The 24,149-nt window shown below is 45.1% G+C and carries 20 protein-coding genes; 19 read left to right on the top strand and 1 reads right to left on the bottom strand.

All coding sequences use genetic code 11. The features are described from left to right. The first annotated feature begins 57 nt into the window (after positions 1 to 57). The 18 genes from rpsB (at position 58) to tilS (ending at position 21,073) form a co-directional block, all read left to right on the top strand. Positions 58 to 786 carry a 30S ribosomal protein S2 gene (gene rpsB / locus KIH87_RS04910; RefSeq protein WP_232360422.1) on the top strand — a complete coding sequence of 243 codons (729 nt, stop codon included), beginning with the start codon at positions 58 to 60 and terminating at the stop codon, positions 784 to 786. Positions 787 to 937: 151 nt separating this feature from the next. After that, the gene (tsf, locus tag KIH87_RS04915) at positions 938 to 1,810 is read left to right on the top strand and encodes a translation elongation factor Ts (RefSeq protein WP_232360423.1); all 873 of its coding nucleotides are present in this window, start codon (positions 938 to 940) and stop codon (positions 1,808 to 1,810) included. Positions 1,811 to 2,013: 203 nt separating this feature from the next. Continuing rightward, complete coding sequence (gene pyrH, locus KIH87_RS04920) at positions 2,014 to 2,766, top strand: UMP kinase (protein ID WP_232360424.1); 753 nt, start codon at positions 2,014 to 2,016, stop codon at positions 2,764 to 2,766. 14 nt (positions 2,767 to 2,780) lie between these two features. Beyond that, positions 2,781 to 3,338 (top strand): ribosome recycling factor, encoded by a 558-nt coding sequence (frr, locus tag KIH87_RS04925; protein WP_232360425.1) that lies wholly within the window; start codon positions 2,781 to 2,783, stop codon positions 3,336 to 3,338. A 32-nt stretch (positions 3,339 to 3,370) separates the two neighbouring features. Then, positions 3,371 to 4,084 carry a polyprenyl diphosphate synthase gene (gene uppS, locus KIH87_RS04930; protein ID WP_232360426.1) on the top strand — a complete coding sequence of 238 codons (714 nt, stop codon included), beginning with the start codon at positions 3,371 to 3,373 and terminating at the stop codon, positions 4,082 to 4,084. 15 nt (positions 4,085 to 4,099) lie between these two features. Further along, complete coding sequence (locus KIH87_RS04935) at positions 4,100 to 4,963, top strand: phosphatidate cytidylyltransferase (RefSeq protein ID WP_232360427.1); 864 nt, start codon at positions 4,100 to 4,102, stop codon at positions 4,961 to 4,963. Then, entirely contained in the window at positions 4,963 to 6,144 is a 1,182-nt protein-coding gene (gene ispC, locus KIH87_RS04940; protein WP_232360428.1) for a 1-deoxy-D-xylulose-5-phosphate reductoisomerase, read from the top strand. Before KIH87_RS04935 ends, ispC begins: the two co-directional genes overlap by 1 nt. Further along, on the top strand, positions 6,145 to 7,494 hold the full coding sequence (gene rseP / locus KIH87_RS04945; RefSeq protein WP_232360429.1) for a sigma E protease regulator RseP: 1,350 nt from the start codon (positions 6,145 to 6,147) through the stop codon (positions 7,492 to 7,494). Positions 7,495 to 7,608: 114 nt separating this feature from the next. Next, complete coding sequence (gene bamA / locus KIH87_RS04950) at positions 7,609 to 10,083, top strand: outer membrane protein assembly factor BamA (RefSeq protein ID WP_232360430.1); 2,475 nt, start codon at positions 7,609 to 7,611, stop codon at positions 10,081 to 10,083. An 81-nt stretch (positions 10,084 to 10,164) separates the two neighbouring features. Next, positions 10,165 to 10,677 carry an OmpH family outer membrane protein gene (locus KIH87_RS04955; protein ID WP_232360431.1) on the top strand — a complete coding sequence of 171 codons (513 nt, stop codon included), beginning with the start codon at positions 10,165 to 10,167 and terminating at the stop codon, positions 10,675 to 10,677. A gap of 37 nt (positions 10,678 to 10,714) precedes the next feature. Next, positions 10,715 to 11,746 (top strand): UDP-3-O-(3-hydroxymyristoyl)glucosamine N-acyltransferase, encoded by a 1,032-nt coding sequence (lpxD, locus tag KIH87_RS04960; protein ID WP_232360432.1) that lies wholly within the window; start codon positions 10,715 to 10,717, stop codon positions 11,744 to 11,746. 90 nt (positions 11,747 to 11,836) lie between these two features. Further along, positions 11,837 to 12,283, top strand: a complete 447-nt coding sequence (gene fabZ / locus KIH87_RS04965) for a 3-hydroxyacyl-ACP dehydratase FabZ (RefSeq protein WP_232360433.1) — start codon at positions 11,837 to 11,839, stop codon at positions 12,281 to 12,283. A gap of 3 nt (positions 12,284 to 12,286) precedes the next feature. Next, a complete protein-coding gene (gene lpxA, locus KIH87_RS04970; protein WP_232360434.1) occupies positions 12,287 to 13,054 on the top strand; it encodes an acyl-ACP--UDP-N-acetylglucosamine O-acyltransferase in 768 nt (255 codons plus the stop codon). A 23-nt stretch (positions 13,055 to 13,077) separates the two neighbouring features. Next, on the top strand, positions 13,078 to 14,226 hold the full coding sequence (gene lpxB / locus KIH87_RS04975; RefSeq protein ID WP_232360435.1) for a lipid-A-disaccharide synthase: 1,149 nt from the start codon (positions 13,078 to 13,080) through the stop codon (positions 14,224 to 14,226). 5 nt (positions 14,227 to 14,231) lie between these two features. Further along, a complete protein-coding gene (gene rnhB, locus KIH87_RS04980; protein ID WP_232360436.1) occupies positions 14,232 to 14,837 on the top strand; it encodes a ribonuclease HII in 606 nt (201 codons plus the stop codon). Continuing rightward, on the top strand, positions 14,830 to 18,300 hold the full coding sequence (gene dnaE, locus KIH87_RS04985) for a DNA polymerase III subunit alpha (protein ID WP_232360437.1): 3,471 nt from the start codon (positions 14,830 to 14,832) through the stop codon (positions 18,298 to 18,300). The genes rnhB and dnaE overlap by 8 nt, the downstream gene beginning before the upstream one ends. A gap of 258 nt (positions 18,301 to 18,558) precedes the next feature. Beyond that, complete coding sequence (accA, locus tag KIH87_RS04990; RefSeq protein ID WP_232360438.1) at positions 18,559 to 19,515, top strand: acetyl-CoA carboxylase carboxyl transferase subunit alpha; 957 nt, start codon at positions 18,559 to 18,561, stop codon at positions 19,513 to 19,515. Between the two features lie 118 nt (positions 19,516 to 19,633). Next, entirely contained in the window at positions 19,634 to 21,073 is a 1,440-nt protein-coding gene (gene tilS / locus KIH87_RS04995; protein ID WP_232360439.1) for a tRNA lysidine(34) synthetase TilS, read from the top strand. 68 nt (positions 21,074 to 21,141) lie between these two features. Here tilS and KIH87_RS05000 read toward each other — a convergent pair whose 3' ends face one another. Next, a complete protein-coding gene (locus KIH87_RS05000) occupies positions 21,142 to 22,032 on the bottom strand; it encodes a GGDEF domain-containing protein (protein ID WP_232360440.1) in 891 nt (296 codons plus the stop codon). 127 nt (positions 22,033 to 22,159) lie between these two features. On the opposite strand from KIH87_RS05000, the gene KIH87_RS05005 reads away from it, so the two are divergent. Further along, on the top strand, positions 22,160 to 24,124 hold the full coding sequence (locus KIH87_RS05005) for a cation:proton antiporter domain-containing protein (protein ID WP_232360441.1): 1,965 nt from the start codon (positions 22,160 to 22,162) through the stop codon (positions 24,122 to 24,124). The last annotated feature ends 25 nt before the right edge of the window (positions 24,125 to 24,149 follow it).

Genomic DNA, 24,149 nt, shown 5'->3' on the forward strand with positions numbered 1-24,149 from the left:
GCCGGGATCGAGAGTTGGGATGTATGGAGGCATAACCCCATATAAGAGGAAAATCTAATGGCTAATGTGTCAATGCGCGACATGCTACAAGCAGGTGTTCACTTCGGTCACCAGACTCGTTACTGGAACCCGAAAATGAAGCCTTTCATCTTTGGTGCTCGTAACCGCGTTCATATCATCAACCTTGAAAAAACCGTTCCAATGTTCAACGACGCAATGAACTTCTTGTCAAGCGTATCTGCCAAGAAAGGTAAAGTATTGTTCGTTGGTACTAAGCGTGCAGCTGGCGAAGCAGTTAAAGAAGCTGCTCAAAAGTGTGACCAATACTACGTTAACAAGCGTTGGTTAGGCGGTATGTTGACTAACTGGAAAACAGTTCGTCAATCAATCAAGCGTTTGAAAGAATTGGAACAGCAATCTCAAGACGGTACTTTCGAGAAAATTACCAAGAAAGAAGCTTTGATGTTGCAAAGAGAGATGGAAAAGCTTGAAAAGAGCTTGGGCGGTATCAAAGACATGGGCGGTCTTCCAGATTGCTTGTTTGTTATCGACGCAAACCATGAGCACATTGCTATTGCAGAAGCGAAAAGCTTGGGCATTCCAGTTGTATCTGTAGTTGATACTAACAGCAACCCGGACAACATCGACTTCCTGATCCCAGGTAACGATGACGCTATCCGTGCTGTACAACTTTACTTGAATGCAGCAGCTGACAGCATCAATGCTGGTCGTAACGATAATATCGAAGTTCAAGCTGAGAGCGACGATTTCGTAGAAGCTGAGTAATAGCTCGCTTGCTCGGATCATCTGCATGGTCTGAAGCAATTAAATAATGAACAGGGGCGTAATGCCCCTGTTTATCAAAGAATTTCTGATGGCAGGTAGTGAGAAGTGCAGCAGCCTGTCGCAATTAAAATTTATCCTGAGGAAAGCAAAAATGGCAGTGACTGCAGCCCTTGTAAAAGAACTTCGTGAGCGTACCGGCGCTGGTATGCTTGACTGTAAAAAGGCACTGGTTGAAACCGATGGTGACATCGAGTTGGCAATTGAAAACATGCGTAAGTCTGGTCAGGCTAAAGCCGCCAAGAAAGCCGGACGTATCGCGGCTGAAGGTGTTATCCTGGCTAAAGTGGCTGACGGTGTTGCCACTATGATGGAATTGAACTGTGAAACTGACTTCGTTGCTCGTGACGAAGGTTTCCTTGCTTTCGGTGACAAGGTATTGAACCTTGCAGCGGCAAACAAAATCAGCGACATCGAAACGTTGAACAGCAGTGAAATCGACGGTACAACTATTTCTGACATGAGAGACACCCTTGTTGCGAAAATTGGTGAAAACATCAATGTTCGTCGTGTTATCTCTGTTGAAGGTGATAACCTGGGTACATACATCCACGGCGGCCGTATCGGTGTTGTTGCTATCCTTAACGGCGGTGATTCTGATTTGGCGAAAGACGTTGCAATGCACGTAGCGGCTAGCAACCCTCAATTCGTTAAGCCTGAAGATGTACCTGCTGAAGTTGTTGAGAAAGAAAAAGAAATCCAGTTGGAAATTGCGATGCAGAGCGGCAAGCCTGCTGAAATCGCAGAGAAGATGGTTCTTGGCCGTATGAAGAAATTCACTGGCGAAATCAGCTTGACTGGTCAACCTTTCGTTAAAGATCCTGGCACAATGGTGGGTGATTTGCTGAAGCAAAACTCTGCTGACGTGATCAACTTCATCCGTTTTGAAGTGGGTGAAGGTATCGAGAAGAAAGAAGAAGACTTCGCCGCAGAAGTTGCAGCTCAAATGGCGGCAGCTAAAAAATAAGTTGTAGTCCGACTTTTGTCTTTAGATGGAGTCGGTTACACTACCAAGAGGCACCTCAGCAGGGGTGCCTTTTCGTAATTGCGGTACTGATTTGGCCTGTTTAGGTTCAATCAGGGTTAAGATGTGGTTATATATAACTAGCGCTTTACTTAACCAAGCTCGTCATTTTAAACGGTAATCTGGTGAAGGGGACATCCGATTCAATGGCCGATTCAGCACAAAACAAAGCAAATGCTAAAGCTAAATACAATCGTATTTTGTTAAAATTGAGCGGTGAAGCGCTTATGGGTCAAGAAGGCTTTGGGATTGATCCTAAAGTTCTAGACCGAATGGCCTCTGAAATTAAGGATATTCTGGCATTAGGGGTTCAAATAGGATTGGTTATCGGGGGCGGTAACTTATTCCGTGGTGAAGGTTTGGCCAAAGCCGGTATGAATCGTGTGGTAGGTGACCACATGGGCATGTTGGCAACCGTAATGAATGGTCTGGCAATGCGAGATGCGTTGCACCGGGCAAATGTTGGAGCCCGGTTGATGTCGGCAATACCTTTGAATGGTGTGTGCGACTCTTATAACTGGGCCGAGGCCATTAGTTTACTACGTGCAGGCAAGGTTGTTATTTTTTCTGCCGGTACAGGTAATCCATTTTTTACTACCGATTCTGCGGCATGTTTGCGCGGTATCGAAATTGAAGCGGACGCAGTATTAAAGGCCACTAAAGTTGATGGCGTTTACGATGATGATCCGGTGAAGAACCCAAATGCAGTGTTACATTCTCGTTTGGGATATCAACAAGTTCTAGAAAAAGAATTAAAGGTAATGGATTTGGCAGCATTTACGCTTGCCAGAGACCACAATTTGCCTATTTGTGTGTTCAATATGAACAAACCTGGCTGTTTGCGTGCAGTAATAGAAGGTGAAGCAGTAGGTACTCTAATTACCAATGAATCAGAATAATTAAGGGGTGAGCAATGATTGATGACATCAAATCTGATGCTGAACAACGCATGGAAAAAACTATCGCGGCATTGAAAAGTAATTTCAGTAAAATTCGTACAGGACGAGCACATCCCAGTCTCCTGGATAGTATTGTCGTGTCTTACTATGGTACTGACACGCCTTTAAGACAGTTGGCTAACGTTATCGCTGAAGATTCCAGAACCCTTGCTTTGACTGTATTCGATAAGAGTGCGACCCAGGCAGTGGAAAAAGCCATCATGATGTCGGATTTGGGCTTGAACCCTATTTCTGCTGGCACCACAATGCGTATCCCTATGCCGCCGCTGACTGAAGAACGCCGTAAAGATCTGATTAAAGTGGTTCGTGGTGAAGCAGAGCAAGGCCGTGTAGGTATTCGTAGTATTCGCCGTGATGCCAACAACGACTTGAAAGAATTGTTGAAGGAAAAAGAGATCTCGGAAGATGAGTCTCGTAAAGGCGAAGAAGTGATTCAGAAGCTAACAGACGCTAATATCAAGCATGTTGATGATCTGTTGGCGATAAAAGAAAAAGAACTAATGGAAATTTAGTCGCTGTATTTTTCTCGATGAGTAATTCTACAATGCCACGTCATGTGGCCATTATCATGGACGGTAATGGACGCTGGGCCAAACAAAAAGGGAAGTTGCGCACTTTCGGGCATAAAGCCGGGGTTGAATCAGTGCGCAGCTCCGTTCGCTATTGTCGTAAGCATAATATTGAATCATTAACTCTATTTGCTTTCAGCAGCGAAAATTGGCTACGTCCTGTTCAGGAAGTGAGTACCTTAATGGAACTATTCAACCTTGTGCTGGGTAGTGAAGTTAAAAAGCTGCATAAAAATGATGTTCGGCTGCGTGTGATAGGTGACATCTCTCGCTTTGACACCAAGTTGGTGAACAAGATCATGGCTGCCGAAGAGCTAACAAAAGATAACACCTCGCTTACCCTGAATATTGCTGCCAATTACGGTGGTAAGTGGGAAATGGTGAATAGTTGCAAGAATCTGATTAAATCCGTGAAGGAAGGATTAATCGACATCGACGCTATTGATGAATCTGTTTTTGAACAACAAACCTCATTAGCTGGGCAACCCGATGTGGATTTGTTGATTAGGACTGGAGGTGATCAGCGTATAAGCAACTTTTTACTTTGGCACATAGCCTATGCAGAATTGTACTTCACGAATACACTGTGGCCTGATTTTGACGAAGATGCATTTCAACTGGCGATTGATGAATTTCAAAGTCGTCAACGTCGCTACGGAATGCTGAACGAGCAGGTCAATAGCAAATAACGTGAGGAATCCAGGTTGCTAAAACAACGTATAATAACAGCGCTGATACTCGCGCCTTTGGCACTAATTGCCATTCTATTTTTACCACTTCAGGGCTTCGAAATGGCGATTGCCCTTGTCGTTGCACTGGGAGCCTGGGAGTGGGCGAATCTAACCGGTTTAACAACCAGCGTATCGAAATTCATTTATGCCGCCATTACCTTCGGAGGCTGCCTTGTTTTAGGTTATGTTGTTCCCATCGAACACATCTGGTCACAAGGACTGCTTAATCCCCTCTTTAACTTAATTTTGCAGATTGCCGCTTGCTGGTGGCTAGTTTCTTTAGGGATGATTATAGCTTACCCCAAGTGCAGTGCTTTTTGGCGTAACAGCGTAATATTGCGTGGTTTGTTTGGCATATTAACCCTCATTCCTACCTGGGTGGCTATCGTTACCTTGCGTACCAGTCTTTATGATGTTGAACCTTTATATGGTGCTTCGTTGATTTTTTATGTGCTGGGTATTGTCTGGGCTGCGGATATTGGCGCTTTCTTTGTGGGCGTGAAATTTGGTCGTCATAAATTAAGGCCGAATGTCTCTCCCGGAAAAACGCTGGAAGGCTTATTTGGCGGCATTATGGCATCTTCTGCCATTATCGGTTTCGCAGCCTTACATTATCAGGTTGATACCAGCCGTATATGGGCGCACTTGCTGGTGGGCGGTTTAACGGTGGCTGTGTCTGCATTGGGTGACTTGAACGAAAGCATGTTTAAACGCTGTGCAGGCTGTAAAGACAGCGGTACTTTATTGCCGGGGCATGGTGGTTTGTTAGACCGAATTGATAGCCTAACCGCAGCCTTTCCTATTTTTGCTCTTTGCTACGTGTCCTGGATGGCTTAATGCAAAATCTTTGTGTTTTAGGTGCAACCGGTTCGATTGGGAAGAGTACGCTGGATGTCGTAAGACGCCATCCTGACAGATTCAATATTGTTGCCTTGACCGCGAATCGTCAAATTGATGAACTGGTCAAACAGGCAGTGGAATTCAAACCTGATTATGTTGTTTGTGCTAATCCCGATGATTATTCACTGTTAGCCTCTGGCTTGGCAGAAGAGGGATTGAGTGCCAAGGTACTCGTGGGGCAAGATGGTTTAATCACGGTTGCCAGTTTACCTGAAGTCGACACTGTTATGGCGGCTATTGTCGGTGCAGCTGGATTGGCTCCAACTTATGCGGCGGCATGTGCAGGTAAGAAGATCCTGCTGGCAAACAAAGAAGCCTTGGTGATGTCTGGTGATTTATTCATGCAGGCAGTGATGAAACATAAGGCATTGCTATTGCCGGTCGATTCAGAACACAACGCTATTTTTCAGTGTCTTCCGGCGAGCTTTTGTGAACATCGAGATTGGTCGCAATTAGGTATCGCCAAAATATTGTTAACCGGTTCCGGTGGGCCTTTTTTAAAAACGCCTATGGCGGAATTGCAACATGTCACGCCAGAGCAAGCTTGTGCCCACCCTAACTGGGATATGGGGCGCAAAATCTCAGTAGACTCAGCCACCATGATGAATAAAGGCTTGGAGTTTATTGAAGCGCATTGGTTGTTTGGCGTACCAAAAGAATTAATTCAGGTTGTGATCCATCCCCAAAGTACAATCCACTCAATGGTTCAGTATCAGGACGGTTCGGTTTTAGCACAAATGGGGCAATCTGATATGAGAATTCCCATTGCGCATGTTATGGCTTTCCCTGAGCGTATTGATTCAGGCGTTGCGCCGTTAGATTTTACCACTTTGGCTTCTCTGGAATTCTTACCGCCAGATTTCGAACGCTTTCCTAATTTGAAGTTGGCAATTGATGCTGTCGAAGCCGGTCAATGGGCAAGTACAGCCTTAAATGCCGCTAACGAAATTTCTGTAGCTGCTTTTTTAGATGGGCGAATTACATTTTTGGATATTGCGCGTATTAACAACGAAGTTCTTGAGAAAAGTGCGTCACATGTACTTTCTAATATTGATGAAGTTGTCGCTTATGATTTGCAAAGCCGTGAGCTGGCGAATCGAGTCTTGGAGGGGCTTTAAATGTTAGCTTTCCTCTGGAATGCCGTCTTTTTCGTTTTGGGGATTGGGATCTTAATTGCCGTCCACGAATGGGGACATTTTTGGGTGGCTCGACGTTGTGGCATCAAGGTTCAGCAATTTAGTATCGGGTTCGGCAAGCCTCTATGGAGTCGTGTCGATCGATTGGGCACTCGCTTTGTGTTAGCCGCCATTCCTCTTGGTGGTTATGTTCGTATGCTCGACGAGCGCGTCGATGATGTCTCCGACTCTGAAAGACATATGACCTTTAATAGCAAAACCGTGGGGCAGAAAATCGCAGTGATGGCGGCTGGCCCTTTGGTGAATCTGATTTTTGCTGTTTTTGCCATGTACCTGGTTTACCTGATTGGCGTTGATACCGTGAAGCCTATTGTGGGCGCTATTAAGCCCGGCTCTATTGCTGCTGCTTCCGGTCTGCCGCGTAATGTTGAAATTGTTGCCATCGATGGTAAGGAAACCAAGGATTGGGAAGCGGTTAACTATGAATTGGTGTCTCATATTGGTGAACCTCAAATTTTAGTCTCAGCTCAGTCACCCGGAACCTTTTCCAGTAGCACTTATTCATTACGAGTATCAGAATGGCAGTTTGATCCCGGTAAAGAATCGGCATTGACCTATTTGGGTATTGAACCTTATCGACCAAAAATTACCACTATGATTGGTCTGGTTGACAAAAATTCGCCTGCAGAACGAGCAGGAATGCAAGTAAATGACAAAATTATCGAAATTGATGGAACTACTATCGAAAATTGGGAACAAATAGTGGAGTATGTTTCCGCTCGCCCGGGGGCGACTATCGGCCTAATGGTGGAGAGAGATAATAAACCTGCTGCATTAATGGTTGCTGTCGGTACTCATCCGCAAGATAATTCCCGCGGTTATCTTGGTGTACTACCTACTGCTGAACCTTGGCCTGAGCAATATCGCTTTACCCATAAATATGGGATTTTTGAAGCATTTGGCGAAGCCTTGGGTAAAACCTGGCGCCTTATTACCTTAAGTTTGGAAATGATTGGTAAGCTACTCAGTGGCGACGTTTCATTGAATAACTTGAGTGGGCCCATTTCTATTGCTCAAGGAGCGGGCGCAAGTGCGGGTTACGGTGTTGTTTATTTTCTGAGCTTTTTGGCATTGATTAGTGTCAATTTGGGCATAATCAACCTGTTACCTTTACCAGTGCTTGATGGTGGACACTTACTCTATTATTTTATAGAGCTTTTGCGGGGCAAGCCTGTGCCGGAACATATTCAGGAAATAGGTTTTCGTATCGGCGGCGTGTTACTATTGGCGCTAATGGCGATTGCCATTGTTAATGATATTATGCGGCTTTAGATGGTCTCTGGTGGGACAGGAGTGATTAGGGGTATTCCAAGCGATTATCCGTCGAGCTCAACGAGTAGATTTACTACGTGATTCAACAACTTTTGATTGGATAAAAATAAATAAATGAAGTTTTTTCGTTTTGCTGCAGCCATGGTGTTGCTGTGTACAGGGATCAGGGCGCAAGCGGCTGGATCCAGCGAGTTTGTGATCCAGGATATCAAGATTGAAGGTTTACAACGTGTTGCACTTGGTGCAGCGTTAACCTATATCCCGGTCAAAGTCGGTGATCCCGTTAACAGTTTCAGGATTTCCCAGTTAATTCGTTCCCTCTATTCGTCCAGTCACTTTGAAAAAATTGAAGTGTTACGCGACGGCGATACCATGATCATCAAGGTAAAAGAGCGTCCAACTATCAGTAATGTCATTTTCGAAGGTAATGATGATATTAAAGATGAACAGTTGCAGGACAGCCTTGACGGCAACAATATTCGTGTTGGTGAACCGTTAGATAAAACCGTATTGACCAATATCGAAAATGGCTTGAAGGATTTCTTCTATAGTGTTGGTAAATATAACGCTGACGTTTCTGCCATTGTTACCCCTCTCCCTCGTAACCGTGTTGACCTTAAATTCCTGTTTGAAGAAGGTGATGCTGCCGAGATCGAGCAAATCAACATTGTGGGTAATGAAACCTTCTCCGATGACGAATTGTTTAAAACCTTTGAGCTGGATTTTGATACGCCGTGGTGGGACTTCTTGTCTGAAACCCGCTATCAGAAGCAAACGCTGGAAGGTGATATCGAAACCCTGCGTAGCTATTACATGGATCGCGGTTATCTTAAATACAACCTGGATTCAACTCAGGTATCCATGACGCCAGACAAAAAAGGCGTTTATATCACCCTGAATATCACCGAAGGTGAACAGTATAATGTGTCCGGTGTGGAGCTGTCTGGTGACTTGCTGGGACACGAGCAAACCATCGCGGCCATTATGCCCATCGTTGAAGGCGAACTGTTTAATCAGGCCAAAATCACTTATACCGAAGAGTTTATCAGCAAGTATTTTGGTCGTTTTGGCTATGCTTATCCAACCGTAACCACTATTCCTGACATTAACGAAGAAGATAAAACGGTAAAACTGACCTTGTCTGTTGATCCTGGAAAACGTATTTATGTGCGCCGTGTTAATTTCTCAGGACACGCCGTTACTTCTGATGAAGTGTTGCGCCGTGAAGTGACTCAGATGGAAGGTGCCTGGTTATCAAATACGGCACTGGAAGGTTCCAAAGCTAACATTACCCGTCGTTTGAACTTTATTGAAGAAGCGGAATTTGAAACGATTCGCCTGCCTAATAGTGACGATCAGGTTGATGTTCAATTCAAGGTTAAAGAACAGCCGTCAGGTTCATTCAACGCAGGTATTGGTTATGGTGACCGTTCTGGTTTGAGTTTGCAGGCCGGTGTTCAGCAAGACAACTTCCTTGGAACCGGTAAGCAGGTTGGATTTAACGTTAACACTAACCGTTATCAAAAGCGCGCAGCAATCACCTATAACGACCCTTATTTCACCATTGATGGTATCAGTTTGGGTGGTAGTTTGTCGTACAGTGAGTTGGATGCAGGTAACGTAAACCTGATTCGATACAACACCAAAACTTACGCGATAGGTGGTAATTTTGGCTTCCCGATTAACGAATTCAACCGTTTAAGTTTTGGTTTGACTTATCGTAATGAAGAATTGTCACAGCGTGACACCTACATTCAAACCAGTCGTTTCTATAATTTGTTTGCTGACCCGAATGACCCGGATGCGCCGATCAAGTATGAAACTTTCCTGGCTTCTGCTGCGTGGAGCCGTTCAACGCTGAACCGTGGTATGTTCCCAACAGCGGGTTCTACACAGCGTGTTAGCTTAAGTGCTTCAACACCTAATTCTGATGCCAATTACTATAAGGCCGAATTGGATACCCGTTTCTACTTCCCGTTATCGGATGATCAACGCTGGTCGTTCCTGACCCGCTTAAGATTAGGTTATGGTAATGGCTATGGTAGCATCAACGGTAAAGATCAGTTCCTGCCATTTACCCAGAACTTCACCGCCGGCGGCAGCGACACTCTGCGTGGATTTGAGAATAACACTGTTGGCCCAAGAGGTATTCAACGTGTTCCACAAACGATTACCGCACCGGATGGGTCTACAGTGGTTTTGAATCCTGAGTCCGATCAACTGTACGTTACTGAGCGTTCAATTGGTGGTAATGCTATGGCTTTGGGGGGATTGGAGTTGATATTCCCAACGCCATTTATCTCAGAAGAGTACGATAATTCTGTGCGTACCAGTTTGTTTGTTGATATTGGTAACGTTTGGGACACAGAATTCAATTACGATGATTTTAAAAACTTAACGACAGATGCCCGTTCGGCTGAGCGTTTAATCGATTTTGGTGACCCTTCCCTGTATCGTTCTTCTTATGGGGTTTCGATTCAATGGATATCACCAATGGGGCCAATGGTATTCAGCTTCTCCAGAGCATTACAAGAACGCTCAGGAGACGAAGTGAAATTCTTCTCGTTCAATATTGGACAAGTATTTTAAGCTGATTTTGATAAACTACGGCGCGGGCTCTTTGAGAGCTCTAGCCAATTATAAAATGATTAAAAATTAAGGAGCGGACTCTTGAACCTTATTAATAAAACTTTTTTTGCTGCTGCATTACTTTTAGTTGGTGCTTCACAGGCTCAAGCTGCTGATCAGAAGATTGGTGTTGTCGATGTGCAAGGGATCTTCCAGGCATTGCCTCAAGCGGTTGCTATTCAGCAAGACATTACGGAAGAATTCAAAGATCAAACTGAAGAATTGAAAACACTGGAAGGTGATTTGAAATTCAACATGGAAAAGCATAAGCGTGATGCGGCTACCATGAGTGAAAAAGAAATGAAAACGTTGGAAGAGAAAATTCTTAAGCAACGTCAGGAATATGCTGAAAAAGGCCAGGCTCTACAACAGAAAATGCAAGGGCGTTTTGGCGAAGAGCGTAATAAGTTGATGGCATTGATTAAGCAAACTATCGATGCGATCGCTGCTGATGAAAAATATGACATCATCTTGAATGCTGGCGCTGTTGTATACATTGACGAAAGTCAGGATTTGTCCAGAAAAGTGGTTGAGCGCGTTAGCAAAATTAAATAATTAAAATGTTAATTTAAAAGCGAACAACGACATTACTATGCCAACATATACCTTGGCTGACCTCGCAGAGCGCGTAGGGGCCAGAGTTGAAGGTGACTCAACGATTGAGGTGAGCACCATTGCAACTCTGGCGAGCGCGACAAGTGGTCAGATTTCATTTTTATCCAATAGCAAATACCGTAGCCAGCTTTCCGAAACGAAGGCTTCCGCTGTTATCATTAAGAGCGGAGATCTGGAGCATTGTCCATGTGCTGCTTTGGTGATGGACAATCCTTATGCTGGATTTGCGCGTATAAGCCAATTGTTGGATACCACGCCTAAAGCTGCCGATTCCATTGCGTCATCAGCATCTATTTCATCGAGTGCTCAATTAGGAAACAATGTTTCCGTAGGACATAACTCAGTGATCGAAGATGGGGCTGTTATCGGTGACAATGTTGAAATTGGCGCTGGGTGTTTTATTGGAAAAAATGCTCGAATTGGCCAAGGGACGAAATTGTGGGCAAACGTGACGGTTTATCATGAATCATTGATTGGTGAACATTGTTTGTTTCAATCAGGCGCAGTAATTGGGTCTGATGGCTTTGGATATGCCAATGACGCGGGTAACTGGTTGAAGATCCCTCAACTGGGGCGAGTTGTCATAGGTAACAATACGGAAATTGGCGCAAATACATGTATTGATCGCGGTGCGCTGGATGATACTGTGGTTGGTAATGGGGTTATTATCGACAACTTATGTCAAATTGCACATAACGTTGTGATAGGTGATCACACAGCTATAGCTGGATGTACTGTTATTGCAGGTAGTTCGAATATCGGAAAATACTGTGTCATTGCTGGCATGGTTGGCATCAATGGACACATAGAAGTCGCTGACAAGGTAACCTTTACTGGATTTGCAATGGTTACCAAAGATATTAAAGAACCGGGAGTTTACTCTTCGGGAATTCCAGTCATGAAGAACAATGAATGGCGTAGAAGCATGGTCGCTTTGCGCAATCTGGATTCCCTTAAGTCCCGGATCAAGGCGCTCGAAGAATCCGGCAACACATCGGCAGGTGAATAAGCCTGCTCTGGTGTCACATCGCCAAATTCCATTCAGCCTATCCATGTTAGCTGTCCTATTATTAGAAGGTATTAAAGAGGAGAGACTCCGTTGTCAGAAGTCATTGAATCAGTGGAGATTGAAGAAATTCTGGAACTATTGCCACATCGCTATCCAATGCTATTGGTCGATAGAGTAACAGAAGTAAAGTTGGGTGAGTCGATAAAGGCGTATAAGAATATTACGTTTAATGAGCCTTGCTTTACTGGCCATTTTCCGGGTAAACCTATTTTCCCTGGCGTGCTTATTTTAGAAGCCTTAGCTCAGGCCGCGGGTATTTTAGGTTTCAAAACCGCTGGAAATAGCGACGATCTATATTTATATGCTGGTATTGATAAGGCTCGTTTCAAACGACCTGTGGTACCTGGTGATAGATTGGACTTCGACGTTCAGTTTATAAAAGAAAAACGTGGCATCTGGAAATTCCAGGGGGTTGCCAGTGTTGACGGTAATGAAGCATGTAGCGCTGAATTTATGTGCGCAATGAGGAAGATGTAAAACGTGATCCATGAAACAGCCATTATTCATCCTGATGCCAAAATAGGCGCTAATGTCAGCATTGGTGCTTACTCTATTGTTGGTGAAGACGTGGTTATCGGTGACGATTGCCAGATCCATTCCCACGTTGTGATTAAAGGGCCAACGACCATTGGCAAAAACAATCGCATTTTCCAGTTTGCCTCCATTGGTGAAGATTGCCAGGACAAAAAGTTCGCTGGCGAAAAAACCAAACTGGAAATTGGAGACAACAATATTTTCCGTGAATCTGTGACGGTTCACCGTGGCACAGTGCAGGATAATGGCATCACTCGTATTGGCAGTGACAACCTGTTTATGGCCTACGCCCATGTCGCTCATGACTGTGTGATTGGCGACGGCTGTATTTTTGCTAATGCTTGTACTCTTGCGGGTCACGTACATGTTGGTGATGGTGCTATTTTGGGCGGATTGTCCGGCGTACATCAATTCTGTCACATTGGTGCTTATAGCTTCGCCGGTGGTGGCAGTATTATCCTCAAAGACCTGCCTCCTTATGTCATGTTGGGTAAAGATGGCAAGCCTCACGGTATTAATTCAGAAGGGTTAAAACGTCGTGGTAAAAGCAGTGATACCATCATGGCAGTGAAACGCGCCTATAAAGCGATTTATCGTAGTGGTAACACCTTGCAGGAAGTGATCCCTGAGTTGCAGAAGGTTGGTGAGGAAGTACCAGAAGTTAAGCTGTTGGCTGACTTCCTGAGCAATACGTCTCGCGGTATTTTACGCTAACCGGCTACAGTCTGCGGAACACCATGTCAGACAAACCTATGCGAATCGGAATAGTAGTCGGTGAAGTGTCGGGAGACATTCTCGGCTCAGGTTTGTTAGCAGAACTCAAAAAACAATATCCCAATGCTGTATTTGAAGGCATTGGTGGTGCCAATATGATCAAACAGGGCTTTAACTCCCTGTTTGATATGGAAGAATTATCGGTAATGGGATTGGTTGAAGTCCTGTCTCGCATTCGTCGTCTGTTTCAAATCCGTGCTCAACTAACCGAGTATTTTACGCAAAACCCGCCAGATGTTTTTATTGGTATTGACGCGCCCGATTTTAATTTGGGCTTGGAAACCAAGCTTAAAAAACGGGGCATTAAAACCGTTCACTATGTTAGCCCGACTATTTGGGCGTGGCGTGAGAATCGGGTACACAAAATCAAAAAAGCGGCTGATTTGGTGTTGTGCTTATTTCCTTTTGAACCTGAGATTTATCACAAGTACCAGATGAAAGCAGAATTCATCGGTCATACCATGGCAGATCAAATTCCATTGCAGGTGGATCGCAATGCTGCCCGCGATGAACTTAATATCGCGCATGATGAGCCTGTACTTGCGCTCTTGCCGGGAAGCCGTGGTGGGGAAGTTGCCAAATTGCTGGATATTTTCATGCAAACGGCAGAAAAGCTCAGCCAATCTGTGCCGGGGTTGCATGTGCTGGTTCCTGTGGTGAATGCACAGCGTAAGCAACAGATCGATGACTATCTTGTAGATAAAGCGTTCTCATTTAAATTAACTCTATTAGACGGGCAAGCCAGAGAAGCGATGATCGCATCTAATGCCGTGTTGCTTGCTTCTGGTACGGCAACGCTGGAAGCTATGTTATGCAAGCGCCCTATGGTGGTGGCTTATAAATTGGCTCCTATGACCCACTGGATGATGGGATATTTATACAAACAGAATTATTTCTCGTTACCGAACATTTTGGCGGGTAGGGAAGTGGTTCCCGAACTTCTGCAAGAAGACGTTAATCCCGATACCTTATGTCAGTATTTACTACCAAAAATGCAATCGGAAAACGTTAATCTAATAGACACTTTTACGCAATTGCACGAGACACTGAAACGAGATGCCGACAAGCAGGCTGCTATTGCCGTGCAATCACTTATTGCAAAAGGAAAATAATCACAATGCTCATTGCTGGAGTTGACGAAGTTGGGCGAGGCCCATTGGTGGGTGACGTTGTCACTGCTGCGGTAATTTTACCCGAAAACCATGGTCTGGAAGGCTTAACCGATTCCAAAAAGCTGTCTGAAAAGAAGCGTGATTTGCTAGAGCCTCAAATTAAAGAAGTGGCTATTGCATGGGCAATTGGAAAAGCAACCCACGAAGAAATCGATCAACTTAATATCCTGCAAGCGACTATGTTGGCAATGACTCGCGCAGTACAAGCATTATCCATTCAACCTGATTTTGTTCGGGTTGATGGTAACCGTTGCCCTAAATGGGATTATAAAAGCGAAGCGATTGTTAAAGGCGACGGTACAGTTGCAGAAATCTCGGCAGCTTCTATTCTTGCCAAGGTTTATCGAGATCGACAAATGGTCGAATTGCATCAGAAATACCCGGATTTTGGGTTCGATAAACACAAAGGCTATCCAACTAAATTTCATATGGAAATGCTGCAATTGCATGGTGTACTGCCTGAACATCGACGCAGCTACAGGCCAGTTCAGAATGCGTTGGATATGATGGCTGCAAACGGTAATCAACCTGAGGACTTGTCCCATGCATAATGTCGAGTTCGTGCATTTACGTGTTCACAGTGATTTTTCCATGTGCGATGGCCTGAATAAGGTCAAGCCGATACTGGCAAAAGCCAAATCATTGAACATGCCCGCCATTGCTATTACTGACCAGATGAATATGTGTGGTCTGGTGAAGTATTACGGTGCCGCACATGGCATGGGATTAAAGCCAATTATTGGCGCGGATTTTTGGGTGCAAGACCCGGCGTTGCCCGATGAAAACCTGACGCGCTTGACGTTATTGGCACAGAATAATGACGGTTACAAAAACATCACCTTGTTGATTTCAAAAGCTTATCAACGCGGCAACATCAATGAACGAGCCGTGATTGATGTTGATTGGCTTATTGAACATAACGACGGTGTTATTGTTCTCTCTGGAGCCAAAGACGGTGATTTGGGCGTCGCCTTACGTAAAGGCAATATGGCGCAATCGGCCACTATTACTCAGTTTTATAAAACTCATTTTCCTGATCGTTATTACGTTGAGTTGCACCGTACTGGTCGTGCGGGTGAAGAAGATTATCTTCATGCCGCAGTAGAGTGGGCTGCTGAAAATGATTTACCTGTGGTTGCGACCAATGAAGTGTGTTTTAACAACCAGGAAGATTTCGAAGCTCATGAAATTCGTGTCTGTATCCACGACGGCTATACCCTGGACGATACTCGACGTCCCAAGTTGTATTCAGAACAGCAATACATGCGCAGCCCGGAAGAAATGGCCGAGCTGTTCTCAGATATTCCTGAAGCCATTGCCAATACGGTTGAAATTGCCAAGCGCTGTAATGTAACGGTATTGCTAGGGGAATACTTCCTGCCTAAATGCCCAACCGGAGATCTGACCGAAGAAGACTTTCTGGTCAAGAAATCTCAGGAAGGTTTGGAAGAGCGATTGGAGTTCTTGTTCCCGAATCCGGAAGTGCGCGCCAAAAAACGACCTGAATATGATGAGCGTTTAGATATTGAGCTTAAAGTAATTAACCAGATGGGATTCCCCGGTTACTTCCTGATCGTTATGGAGTTTATTCAGTGGAGTAAGGATCACGGCATTCCGGTTGGCCCTGGGCGTGGTTCGGGTGCGGGTTCTTTAGTGGCGTATGCATTAAAAATTACTGATTTGGATCCGCTGGAATTCGATCTGCTATTCGAACGATTCTTGAACCCTGAGCGGGTTTCCATGCCCGACTTCGACGTCGATTTTTGTATGGATCGTCGCGATGAAGTTATCGATCACGTTGCCGATTTGTATGGGCGTGATGCGGTATCTCAGATCATTACTTTTGGAACCATGGCTGCCAAGGCGGTAGTGCGAGATGTTGGCCGGGTTTTGGGTCATCCCTATGGTTTCGTTGATAAGATTTCCAAACTGATCCCGGGTGATCCGGGTATGACTCTGGCAAAGGCATTTGAAGTTGAGCCGCGTTTACCCGAAGTGTATGAGCAGGACGAAGAAGTCCGTGACCTGATTGATATGGCACGCACACTCGAAGGTGTGGTACGTAACGCAGGTAAACACGCCGGGGGCGTGGTTATTGCGCCAACCAAGATCACTGACTTCTCGCCTTTGTATTGTGATGATCAGGGTAAAAACCCGGTGACACAATTCGATAAGAACGACGTTGAAACCGCCGGCTTGGTAAAGTTCGACTTCTTGGGATTACGCACATTGACCATTATCCAGTGGGCATTGGACATGATCCTGGAAGGGCGTGGTAAAGAGATCGATATTTCCGCCATTCCATTGGACGACAAAGAAAGCTTTGGCATGTTACAGCGTGCTGAAACAACCGCGGTATTCCAGTTGGAATCTCGCGGTATGAAAGATCTGGTTAAGCGTCTGCGTCCGGATAATTTTGAAGATATTATCGCTTTGGTGGCCTTGTTCCGACCGGGGCCATTGCAGTCGGGCATGGTAGATAACTTCATCGACCGTAAGCATGGTCGTGAGGCGATTTCCTATCCGGATGCCCAGTATCAGCACGAGTGCTTGCAAGAAATTTTGCAGCCCACTTACGGCATCATCCTGTATCAAGAGCAGGTTATGCAGATTGCCCAGGTCATGGCGGGTTACAGCCTCGGCGGCGCCGACTTGCTGCGCCGAGCCATGGGTAAGAAAAAGCCGGAAGAGATGGCAAAACAACGGGCTGTCTTTCAGGAAGGTTCGCAGAATAACAACATCGACCCCGAATTGGCGATGAAGATCTTCGACCTGGTAGAGAAGTTCGCGGGATACGGGTTTAACAAATCTCACTCTGCAGCTTATGCCCTGGTTTCCTATCAAACATTGTGGTTAAAGGCACATTATCCGGCTGAGTTTATGGCTGCGGTAATGTCTGCTGATATGGATAACACTGACAAAATCGTTACTTTGGTTGATGAATGCCAGCGTATGGGACTGGAAGTGTTACCGCCTGATTTGAATACCGGTAAATACAAGTTTTCGGTGAATGATGACGGCCAGATTGTTTATGGAATCGGTGCGATTAAAGGCGTCGGTGAAGGCCCCATTGAAGCCATTATCCATGCGCGTGAAACTCATGGTTTCTTCACTGATTTATTTGATTTCTGTGGCAAGGTCGAATTGAAGCGCGTAAACAAACGCGTGTTGGAAAAATTAGTGTTGGCGGGGGCTATGGATAACCTCGGGCCTCATCGTGCGGCACTGATGGCAACCTTGCCCGATGCGCTGGCTGCAGCAGAACAACACAGAAAAGCCGAATCCTGCGGGCAATCAGACATGTTTGGTTTGATGACCAATGAACCGGAAGATGTGTCTGCTACTTTCGTTGATGTACCTGAATGGCCGGAGAAACAATGGCTGGATGGTGAAAAGGAAACCTTGGGTCTGTATTTGACCGGGCATCCTATCAACCAATATCGCGATGAAATTAAGCATTATTGTTCTGGCCGTTTGGTGGATCTTAAACCCACAGCACGAGACGGTAACATTACTGCGGTAGGCTTGGTGTTGTCGGTTCGTGTGTTAGTGAATAAAAAAGGGCGGCGTTGGGCGATTGTGACATTGGATGATAAGAGTGCCCGGGTTGATGCGCGCTTTTTCCCGGATGATTTTGAAAAATACGAAGAGATTTTACAGACAGATAAAGTGCTGGTGGTCAGCGGCTCTGTCAGTTTTGATGATTTTTCTGGTGGTCATACCATCACAGTGCGCGAAGCAATGGATAATATCAAGGCACGAGAAAAATACTTGAAACGTATTCAACTGACTTTGGACGACGCCTGGATTGAGCCAGGTAATATTCAAAAGCTACAGGCAATTATGCAGAACTATAGAAACGGCGCTTGTCCCGTTTCTATCAAGTACATGCATGAGGATGCCGAGGCGGTTTTGAATGTTGGGGCAATGTGGTATCTGGTTCCTGAAGACCAACTGCTGCATGAGCTTAAGCAACTGTTAAGTCCTGAGCAGGTAAGTTTAAAATTTCATTAGTCGTGGTTGGAATGTTGTAGTCTTCATCGCCGATATGGCAGCCTTATATTGAGTCGATATAAGGGATGAAAAAATGTCAGGGTAAAAAATAATACCTCAAGGATGTACACATTGGACTTTTTGTGAAAAAATTACCCGAATAACCTTATTGGTTCATCAAATCAACAGCGACGTTTTTGATTTGTTTGGATAAACGAGGATGACCTTTACAGGACTGAACATCTAACGACAAACTAACACTAACTAGTAGGAACCGGAATGAGTTTACATTTCCTTGAATTTGAGCAACCTATCGCTGAGTTGGAAGCTAAGATTGACGAACTCCGTTCGGTTAATCAGGGCGGTGAGTTTGATCTGGGGTTAGAAGAGGAAATTACCAAACTGCGTGAAAAAAACGCAGAACTAACCAAGAAAATTTTCGCTAACCTGGGTCCCTGGCAAATCTCGCAATTGGCTCGCCATCCGTTGCGGCCTTATACCCTTGATTACATTCCACGTATCTTTACCGAATTTGATGAGTTGTGCGGTGATCGTGCTTTTGCTGATGATAAAGCTATCGTTGGCGGGTTAGCGAAGATCGATGGAAAACCTGTCATGGTGATTGGTCATCAAAAAGGTCGAGATACCTCAGAAAAGATTAAACGTAATTTCGGCATGCCAAAACCGGAAGGCTATCGTAAAGCTTTGCGTTTAATGGAAATGGCGGAGCGTTTTAACCTTCCTATTATTACTTTCATCGACACTCCTGGAGCTTATCCTGGTGTGGGCGCGGAAGAACGTGGTCAAAGTGAAGCGATTGCCCGTAACCTGAAAGTCATGGCTGAACTGAATGTTCCTGTGATTTGTACTGTTATCGGTGAAGGTGGTTCTGGTGGTGCGTTGGCGATTGGTGTTGGCGACAGAGTTAACATGTTGCAATACAGCACTTACTCGGTAATTTCTCCAGAAGGTTGTGCGTCAATTTTGTGGAAGAGTGCTGAGAAAGCCAACCTGGCTGCGGAAGCCATGGGTGTATCTGCTCCTCAAATTAAAGAGTTGGGCTTGATCAACAACATTATTGATGAACCACTAGGTGGCGCGCATCGAGACCACGACAGCATGGCTGCTAACCTGAAAGCCTGTTTGAAACAGCAACTGTCTCAGTTGTCCAGCTTGTCTAAAGAAGACTTGTTGGCACAACGTTACGAGCGTTTGATGTCTTTCGGGTATTGCTAACAGCAAGTCTTATCCGCTATTGCAAGATTGATTCAAGGCTCTCTTTTATCAGAGAGCCTTGCTAAATCACTTAAACTCCTTTATACCAAGCCAACAGATTTAAAATCCGGGTTTGTTTGTGTCTTTAGTCACCCTGCTAACAAACAAGTTAGCCGAGTATCATCTTCTTACTGGTTCCAAGTGCTTAACTGTCGCCTATAGCGGTGGTGTTGATTCTCATGTTCTGTTGCATCTCTGTAGCGAGCTACGTCACGCTTATCCTCAGCTTGAACTAAAAGCGATTCACGTCAATCACGGTATTAGCGATAACGCCGACGATTGGCAGCAACATTGTGTGTCGGTTTGTGCTGGTTTAAATATTCCGCTGCTAGTGAAAAAAGTTCGTGTCGAAAAAACGTCACGCCAAAGTCTGGAAGCCTTGGCAAGAGAAGAGCGATATCAGGCTTTCCAACAAACACTCACCGAAAAAGAAGTGTTGTTATTGGGGCAGCATCAACAGGATCAGGCGGAAACCCTATTGTTGCAGTTAAAGCGCGGGGCTGGCCCGAAAGGGCTTTCCGCAATGCCTGAGTGGGGCTTATTGCCGTGGAACGCTGCCAGTTCAAACATTCATTGTTTACGTCCTTTATTGCAGGTTGATAAGAGTCAAATTCTGGAATATGCCAAACTGCATGGGTTGCAATGGGTTGAAGACGAATCGAATACTGATACTCAATACGACCGTAACTTCCTGCGACAACAGGTATTGCCATTACTGGAGCAACGTTGGCAAGGCTTTAGTGCGGCGTTAGGGCGCAGCGCTCGACTTTGTGCGGAACAGCAAGCGTTACTGGATGAGCAGGCTGACGAATTTATTGGTGATTTAGGCTCAAAAGCCAATGCATTAAATATCGAAGCCTTGCTGAGCCATTCTTTGGCATGGCAAAAGCAGATTTTGCGAAGGTGGATTTCTGTCTTATCTCAGCAAAACACGGATTTAGCCATGCCATCAGAGAAGCAATTACAGCACATTATAGCGGATGTGTTATCCGCTGCTGATGATGCCAATCCTGTGGTTGTTGCAGGAGAGTGGCAGTATCGACGTTATCAGGGGCATTTGTATTTGCTGCCAGTGTTTCAAGACTTAAAACATATTGAGTTGCATTGGACGTCATCAGAAAACGAGAGTGAGCCATTGCAACTACCAGATGGGCTCGGTCATTACTATTTGTCTACAGCAAGACCCGATATCGAACAGGCTACCTATTTGCCTCTTGTTAACCCGGATGCTCATAAAATTTGTGTACGTTTTTCCGGCTTTGGTATTCGTTTTAAGCTTCGTCATCATTCAATGAGTAAACCATTGAAACAGTGGTTTAAAGAAGAATGGAAGTTGCCACCCTGGGAGCGAGAGCGTTTACCTTTATTGTTTGTGGATGAGCAGTTGGTTGCGGTAGGTAATCGATGGATTGCTCATGACGATGTCTTCGCAAGTTTAAATCACCTTGATGTTTCTGAATCGCAAGTGGCGGATAGAAATAAAGGCGGTATCTGGTTTTACTGGCAGTCCTTTGCCTGAATGAAACCGTTGGAGTGAGGAAGATGGCAATAGCTTGCCAGTTCCCTCTAATCTATTACGTGAATTGCCTATGCGTGAACGATACAGTCTCTGCCTTGGCGTTTGGCGCTATACAACGCTTCATCGGCTCTTAAGAACAATGACTCTGGTGTGTCATTTGCTTCCAATTCCGCTAAACCTACGCTGCAGGTAATGTCATGCTTTTTCAAAATCACATTATTACGAATGGCGTGCAGTAAACGCGGCACAATTTTGTTGTTGGCAACACTTTTGTCACCTTGAATAATGCAGCAGAATTCATCACCACCGAATCTGAAAGCATAGTCAGAGGCGCGCAAGGAGCGTGATAGCTCTTCTGAAAAGGCTACTAATACTTTGTCGCCTTCGTTGTGTCCGTAGAAATCATTAACAGGCTTGAATTTGTCCAAATCTAAGACCAATAAAGTGAGGTCTTCTCCGGTTCTTTGAGACTGGCGACACAACTTGCTTAAGGTGTCGTTATACATGGTTCTGTTGCCCAAAGAGGTTAAAGGATCTTTCATTGCCACCTGTTGAAGCTGGGTAAATGCAATAGCGTTACGCAATGGTATACGCAGAATTTTATGTAATTCCCGTATGATCTGCTGAGCACGAATACTCAGCGTGTTGTTATAAAAATGACGGATTTGAATGGCGGGTTCGTCATCATATTCTGCGATCATGGATTTTTCTGACTGACCAGCATTGGTTTGTCCGGCACGATAATGACCCACAGGCGTGTCGATAGCCAAATGATTGACTGACACTCGCGCTTTCAGTTCTGCATAGTATTTTTGCAATAACTGTTGCAGATCCAGACACGATGAAAAAGACTCCAACAGATGTCGAGACTCTTTGTCTGAAAATGCATTTTCTTGCTGCTTTAAATTGAAAAAGCCTGTTCCTGTTGTACTATCGTAGAATGGTGTCAGATTTTCCAAGGTTTCACTCCTGTCAAAAAAATGACTTTTGGCCATCTTTCGCTTCATTTGTGTGGTATTTGTATAGTGATTGGCAAATACCATGCCATCTAGTCAAATAATCGTAGAATTAAAATAAAGGATCGCTATGCAAGGTGGATTTGTTGATATTTTGCTACTGATGACATTTGCTGTTTTAGCCGTTTGGTGGTTTAAACGCATCAATCTCCCTCCCATCCTTGCTTATCTCTGCTGCGGCATTGTTGCAGGCCCCAATCTGCTAGGTATCTACGCCCATCCTGAAGAAATGCATTTCTTTGCCGAGCTGGGGATTGTCTTTCTGCTGTTTTCACTCGGGCTGGAATTTTCACTGCCAAAAATGGTTGCGATGCGGCATTTAGTGTTTGGTGTCGGTTTGGGGCAGATGGTCAGTACCACTGTGATATTTATGTGGATCGCTTTGGCTTTAGGGGCAGAGCCTATTCCCGCTTTCGTTATTGGCAGTATGCTGGCTTTGTCTTCCACCGCTATCGTTATCAAACAATCCAGTGAAATGGGGATCCTCAATACGAATAGAGCGCAATTGGCTGTCAGTATTTTGTTATTGCAGGACTTGGCCGTTGTGCCATTGCTGATTGTTATCCCATTACTTGCAGAAGGGGATGGTTCCAGCATGGTGTTGGGCATTGCTTTTGCGGTGCTAAAAGGAACGCTGGTTTTCCTGTTATTGCTATCGTTGGGCAAGTGGGCTTTACCCAGAATATTTAACGAAGTCGCTCGTACTCGTACTGATGAACTCTTTGTTCTCACTACTATCCTGGTTGCGCTAATTGCCGCCGGGATTACTTATTCCTTTGGATTGTCGATGGCGTTAGGCGCGTTTCTGGCGGGTATGATGTTGGGTGAAAGCCAGTATCGACACCAGTTAGAGGCGGATATACGTCCATTTCGCGACATATTTATGGGGCTGTTTTTCATTACCATCGGTATGCAGCTGGATCTGACCATATTGTTGACCGAGCTGCATTGGGTAATGCTTGGGCTGGTCGTGTTAATGTCGGTCAAAATTCTATTGATTCTGGCGTCTGCCTGGACATTTAAAGCTTCCGCCAAAGATGCGCTTGCTGCGGGTTTGAAGCTTTGTCAGATGGGGGAGTTTAGTTTCATTCTCGCGTCGTTGGCGGCCAAGCATAATATTATCAATGCCGAACAAGCGTCGTTGTTACTGAGTGTCGGTATTTTAAGTATGGCGGTCACTCCCTGGTTGGTTTCTCATAGTGATGAACTGGCAAAGCGTATTTTCAAGGAAAAATCCCGTTCGGTTGATAACGCCGACATGCAAGAAAAGCAGTATAAAGATCATGTGTTGATTTTTGGTTATGGGCGGGTAGGGCAGTCGGTTAGTCGGTTGTTGAAGTTTGAGCATATTGACTATGTGGCTGTGGATAATGACCCTGTGCGTGTTCATGAAAGCCGAATGGCCGGTGAACGCGTGTATTTTGGTGATGTACGGCAAAAGGATATCTTGCGCGCAGTTGGTATCAATAAGGCAAAACTGGCGATTCTGACCTTTGACCATCATGCTTCGGCCATGAATGTGCTGGAAACTGTTCGCGCGATCAATCCGGATATTCCTATCGTGGTGAGAACACGCAAGGACTATCATCTGGAAGAGCTCTACGGAGCTGGTGCGACTCAGGTTGTGCCTGAAATACTGGAAGGAAGCCTGATGCTGGTATCTCAGGTGATGCATTTGTCGGGAATACCCATGGCAAAAATCCTGAAAAGAGTACGATCTGAGCGTAAAGATCACTATCGTCACATGCATGGTTTTTTCCCGGGCGAAACCACACAAATTAACTATGAAAGTAAAGACAAACTGGCCTTTATGCATGCGGTGATGCTTTCTCCCGGCGCTAACGCCGTAGGAAAGACATTGGATGAAATGAATCTGGATAATATGCGTGTCGGTGTGCAATCGTTACGTCGAGATAATGAAGAAATATCACAACCTGCCGGTGATACACGACTGCAGGCTAATGACGTATTAATTATCACCGGGCGTCCAAGACGGGTTGAACGAGCTGAACGCGTGTTGTTGGAAGGCCGCTAAGATTCTAAAGCTGTAGCCAACGTTA

Origin of the sequence: Paraneptunicella aestuarii, from assembly GCF_019900845.1 — a bacterium.
GTDB classification, from domain to species: domain Bacteria; phylum Pseudomonadota; class Gammaproteobacteria; order Enterobacterales; family Alteromonadaceae; genus Paraneptunicella; species Paraneptunicella aestuarii.

What these genes read in the sequence shown, in the direction of transcription:
- lpxB (WP_232360435.1), top strand. Translation starts at nt 13,078, where the DNA reads ATGTCAGACAAACCTATGCGAATCGGAATAGTAGTCGGTGAAGTGTCG.
- uppS (WP_232360426.1), top strand. Translation starts at nt 3,371, where the DNA reads ATGCCACGTCATGTGGCCATTATCATGGACGGTAATGGACGCTGGGCC.
- accA (WP_232360438.1), top strand. Translation starts at nt 18,559, where the DNA reads ATGAGTTTACATTTCCTTGAATTTGAGCAACCTATCGCTGAGTTGGAA.
- frr (WP_232360425.1), top strand. Translation starts at nt 2,781, where the DNA reads ATGATTGATGACATCAAATCTGATGCTGAACAACGCATGGAAAAAACT.
- tsf (WP_232360423.1), top strand. Translation starts at nt 938, where the DNA reads ATGGCAGTGACTGCAGCCCTTGTAAAAGAACTTCGTGAGCGTACCGGC.
- rnhB (WP_232360436.1), top strand. Translation starts at nt 14,232, where the DNA reads ATGCTCATTGCTGGAGTTGACGAAGTTGGGCGAGGCCCATTGGTGGGT.
- rseP (WP_232360429.1), top strand. Translation starts at nt 6,145, where the DNA reads ATGTTAGCTTTCCTCTGGAATGCCGTCTTTTTCGTTTTGGGGATTGGG.
- bamA (WP_232360430.1), top strand. Translation starts at nt 7,609, where the DNA reads ATGAAGTTTTTTCGTTTTGCTGCAGCCATGGTGTTGCTGTGTACAGGG.
- lpxD (WP_232360432.1), top strand. Translation starts at nt 10,715, where the DNA reads ATGCCAACATATACCTTGGCTGACCTCGCAGAGCGCGTAGGGGCCAGA.
- dnaE (WP_232360437.1), top strand. Translation starts at nt 14,830, where the DNA reads ATGCATAATGTCGAGTTCGTGCATTTACGTGTTCACAGTGATTTTTCC.
- ispC (WP_232360428.1), top strand. Translation starts at nt 4,963, where the DNA reads ATGCAAAATCTTTGTGTTTTAGGTGCAACCGGTTCGATTGGGAAGAGT.
- KIH87_RS05005 (WP_232360441.1), top strand. Translation starts at nt 22,160, where the DNA reads ATGCAAGGTGGATTTGTTGATATTTTGCTACTGATGACATTTGCTGTT.
- rpsB (WP_232360422.1), top strand. Translation starts at nt 58, where the DNA reads ATGGCTAATGTGTCAATGCGCGACATGCTACAAGCAGGTGTTCACTTC.
- pyrH (WP_232360424.1), top strand. Translation starts at nt 2,014, where the DNA reads ATGGCCGATTCAGCACAAAACAAAGCAAATGCTAAAGCTAAATACAAT.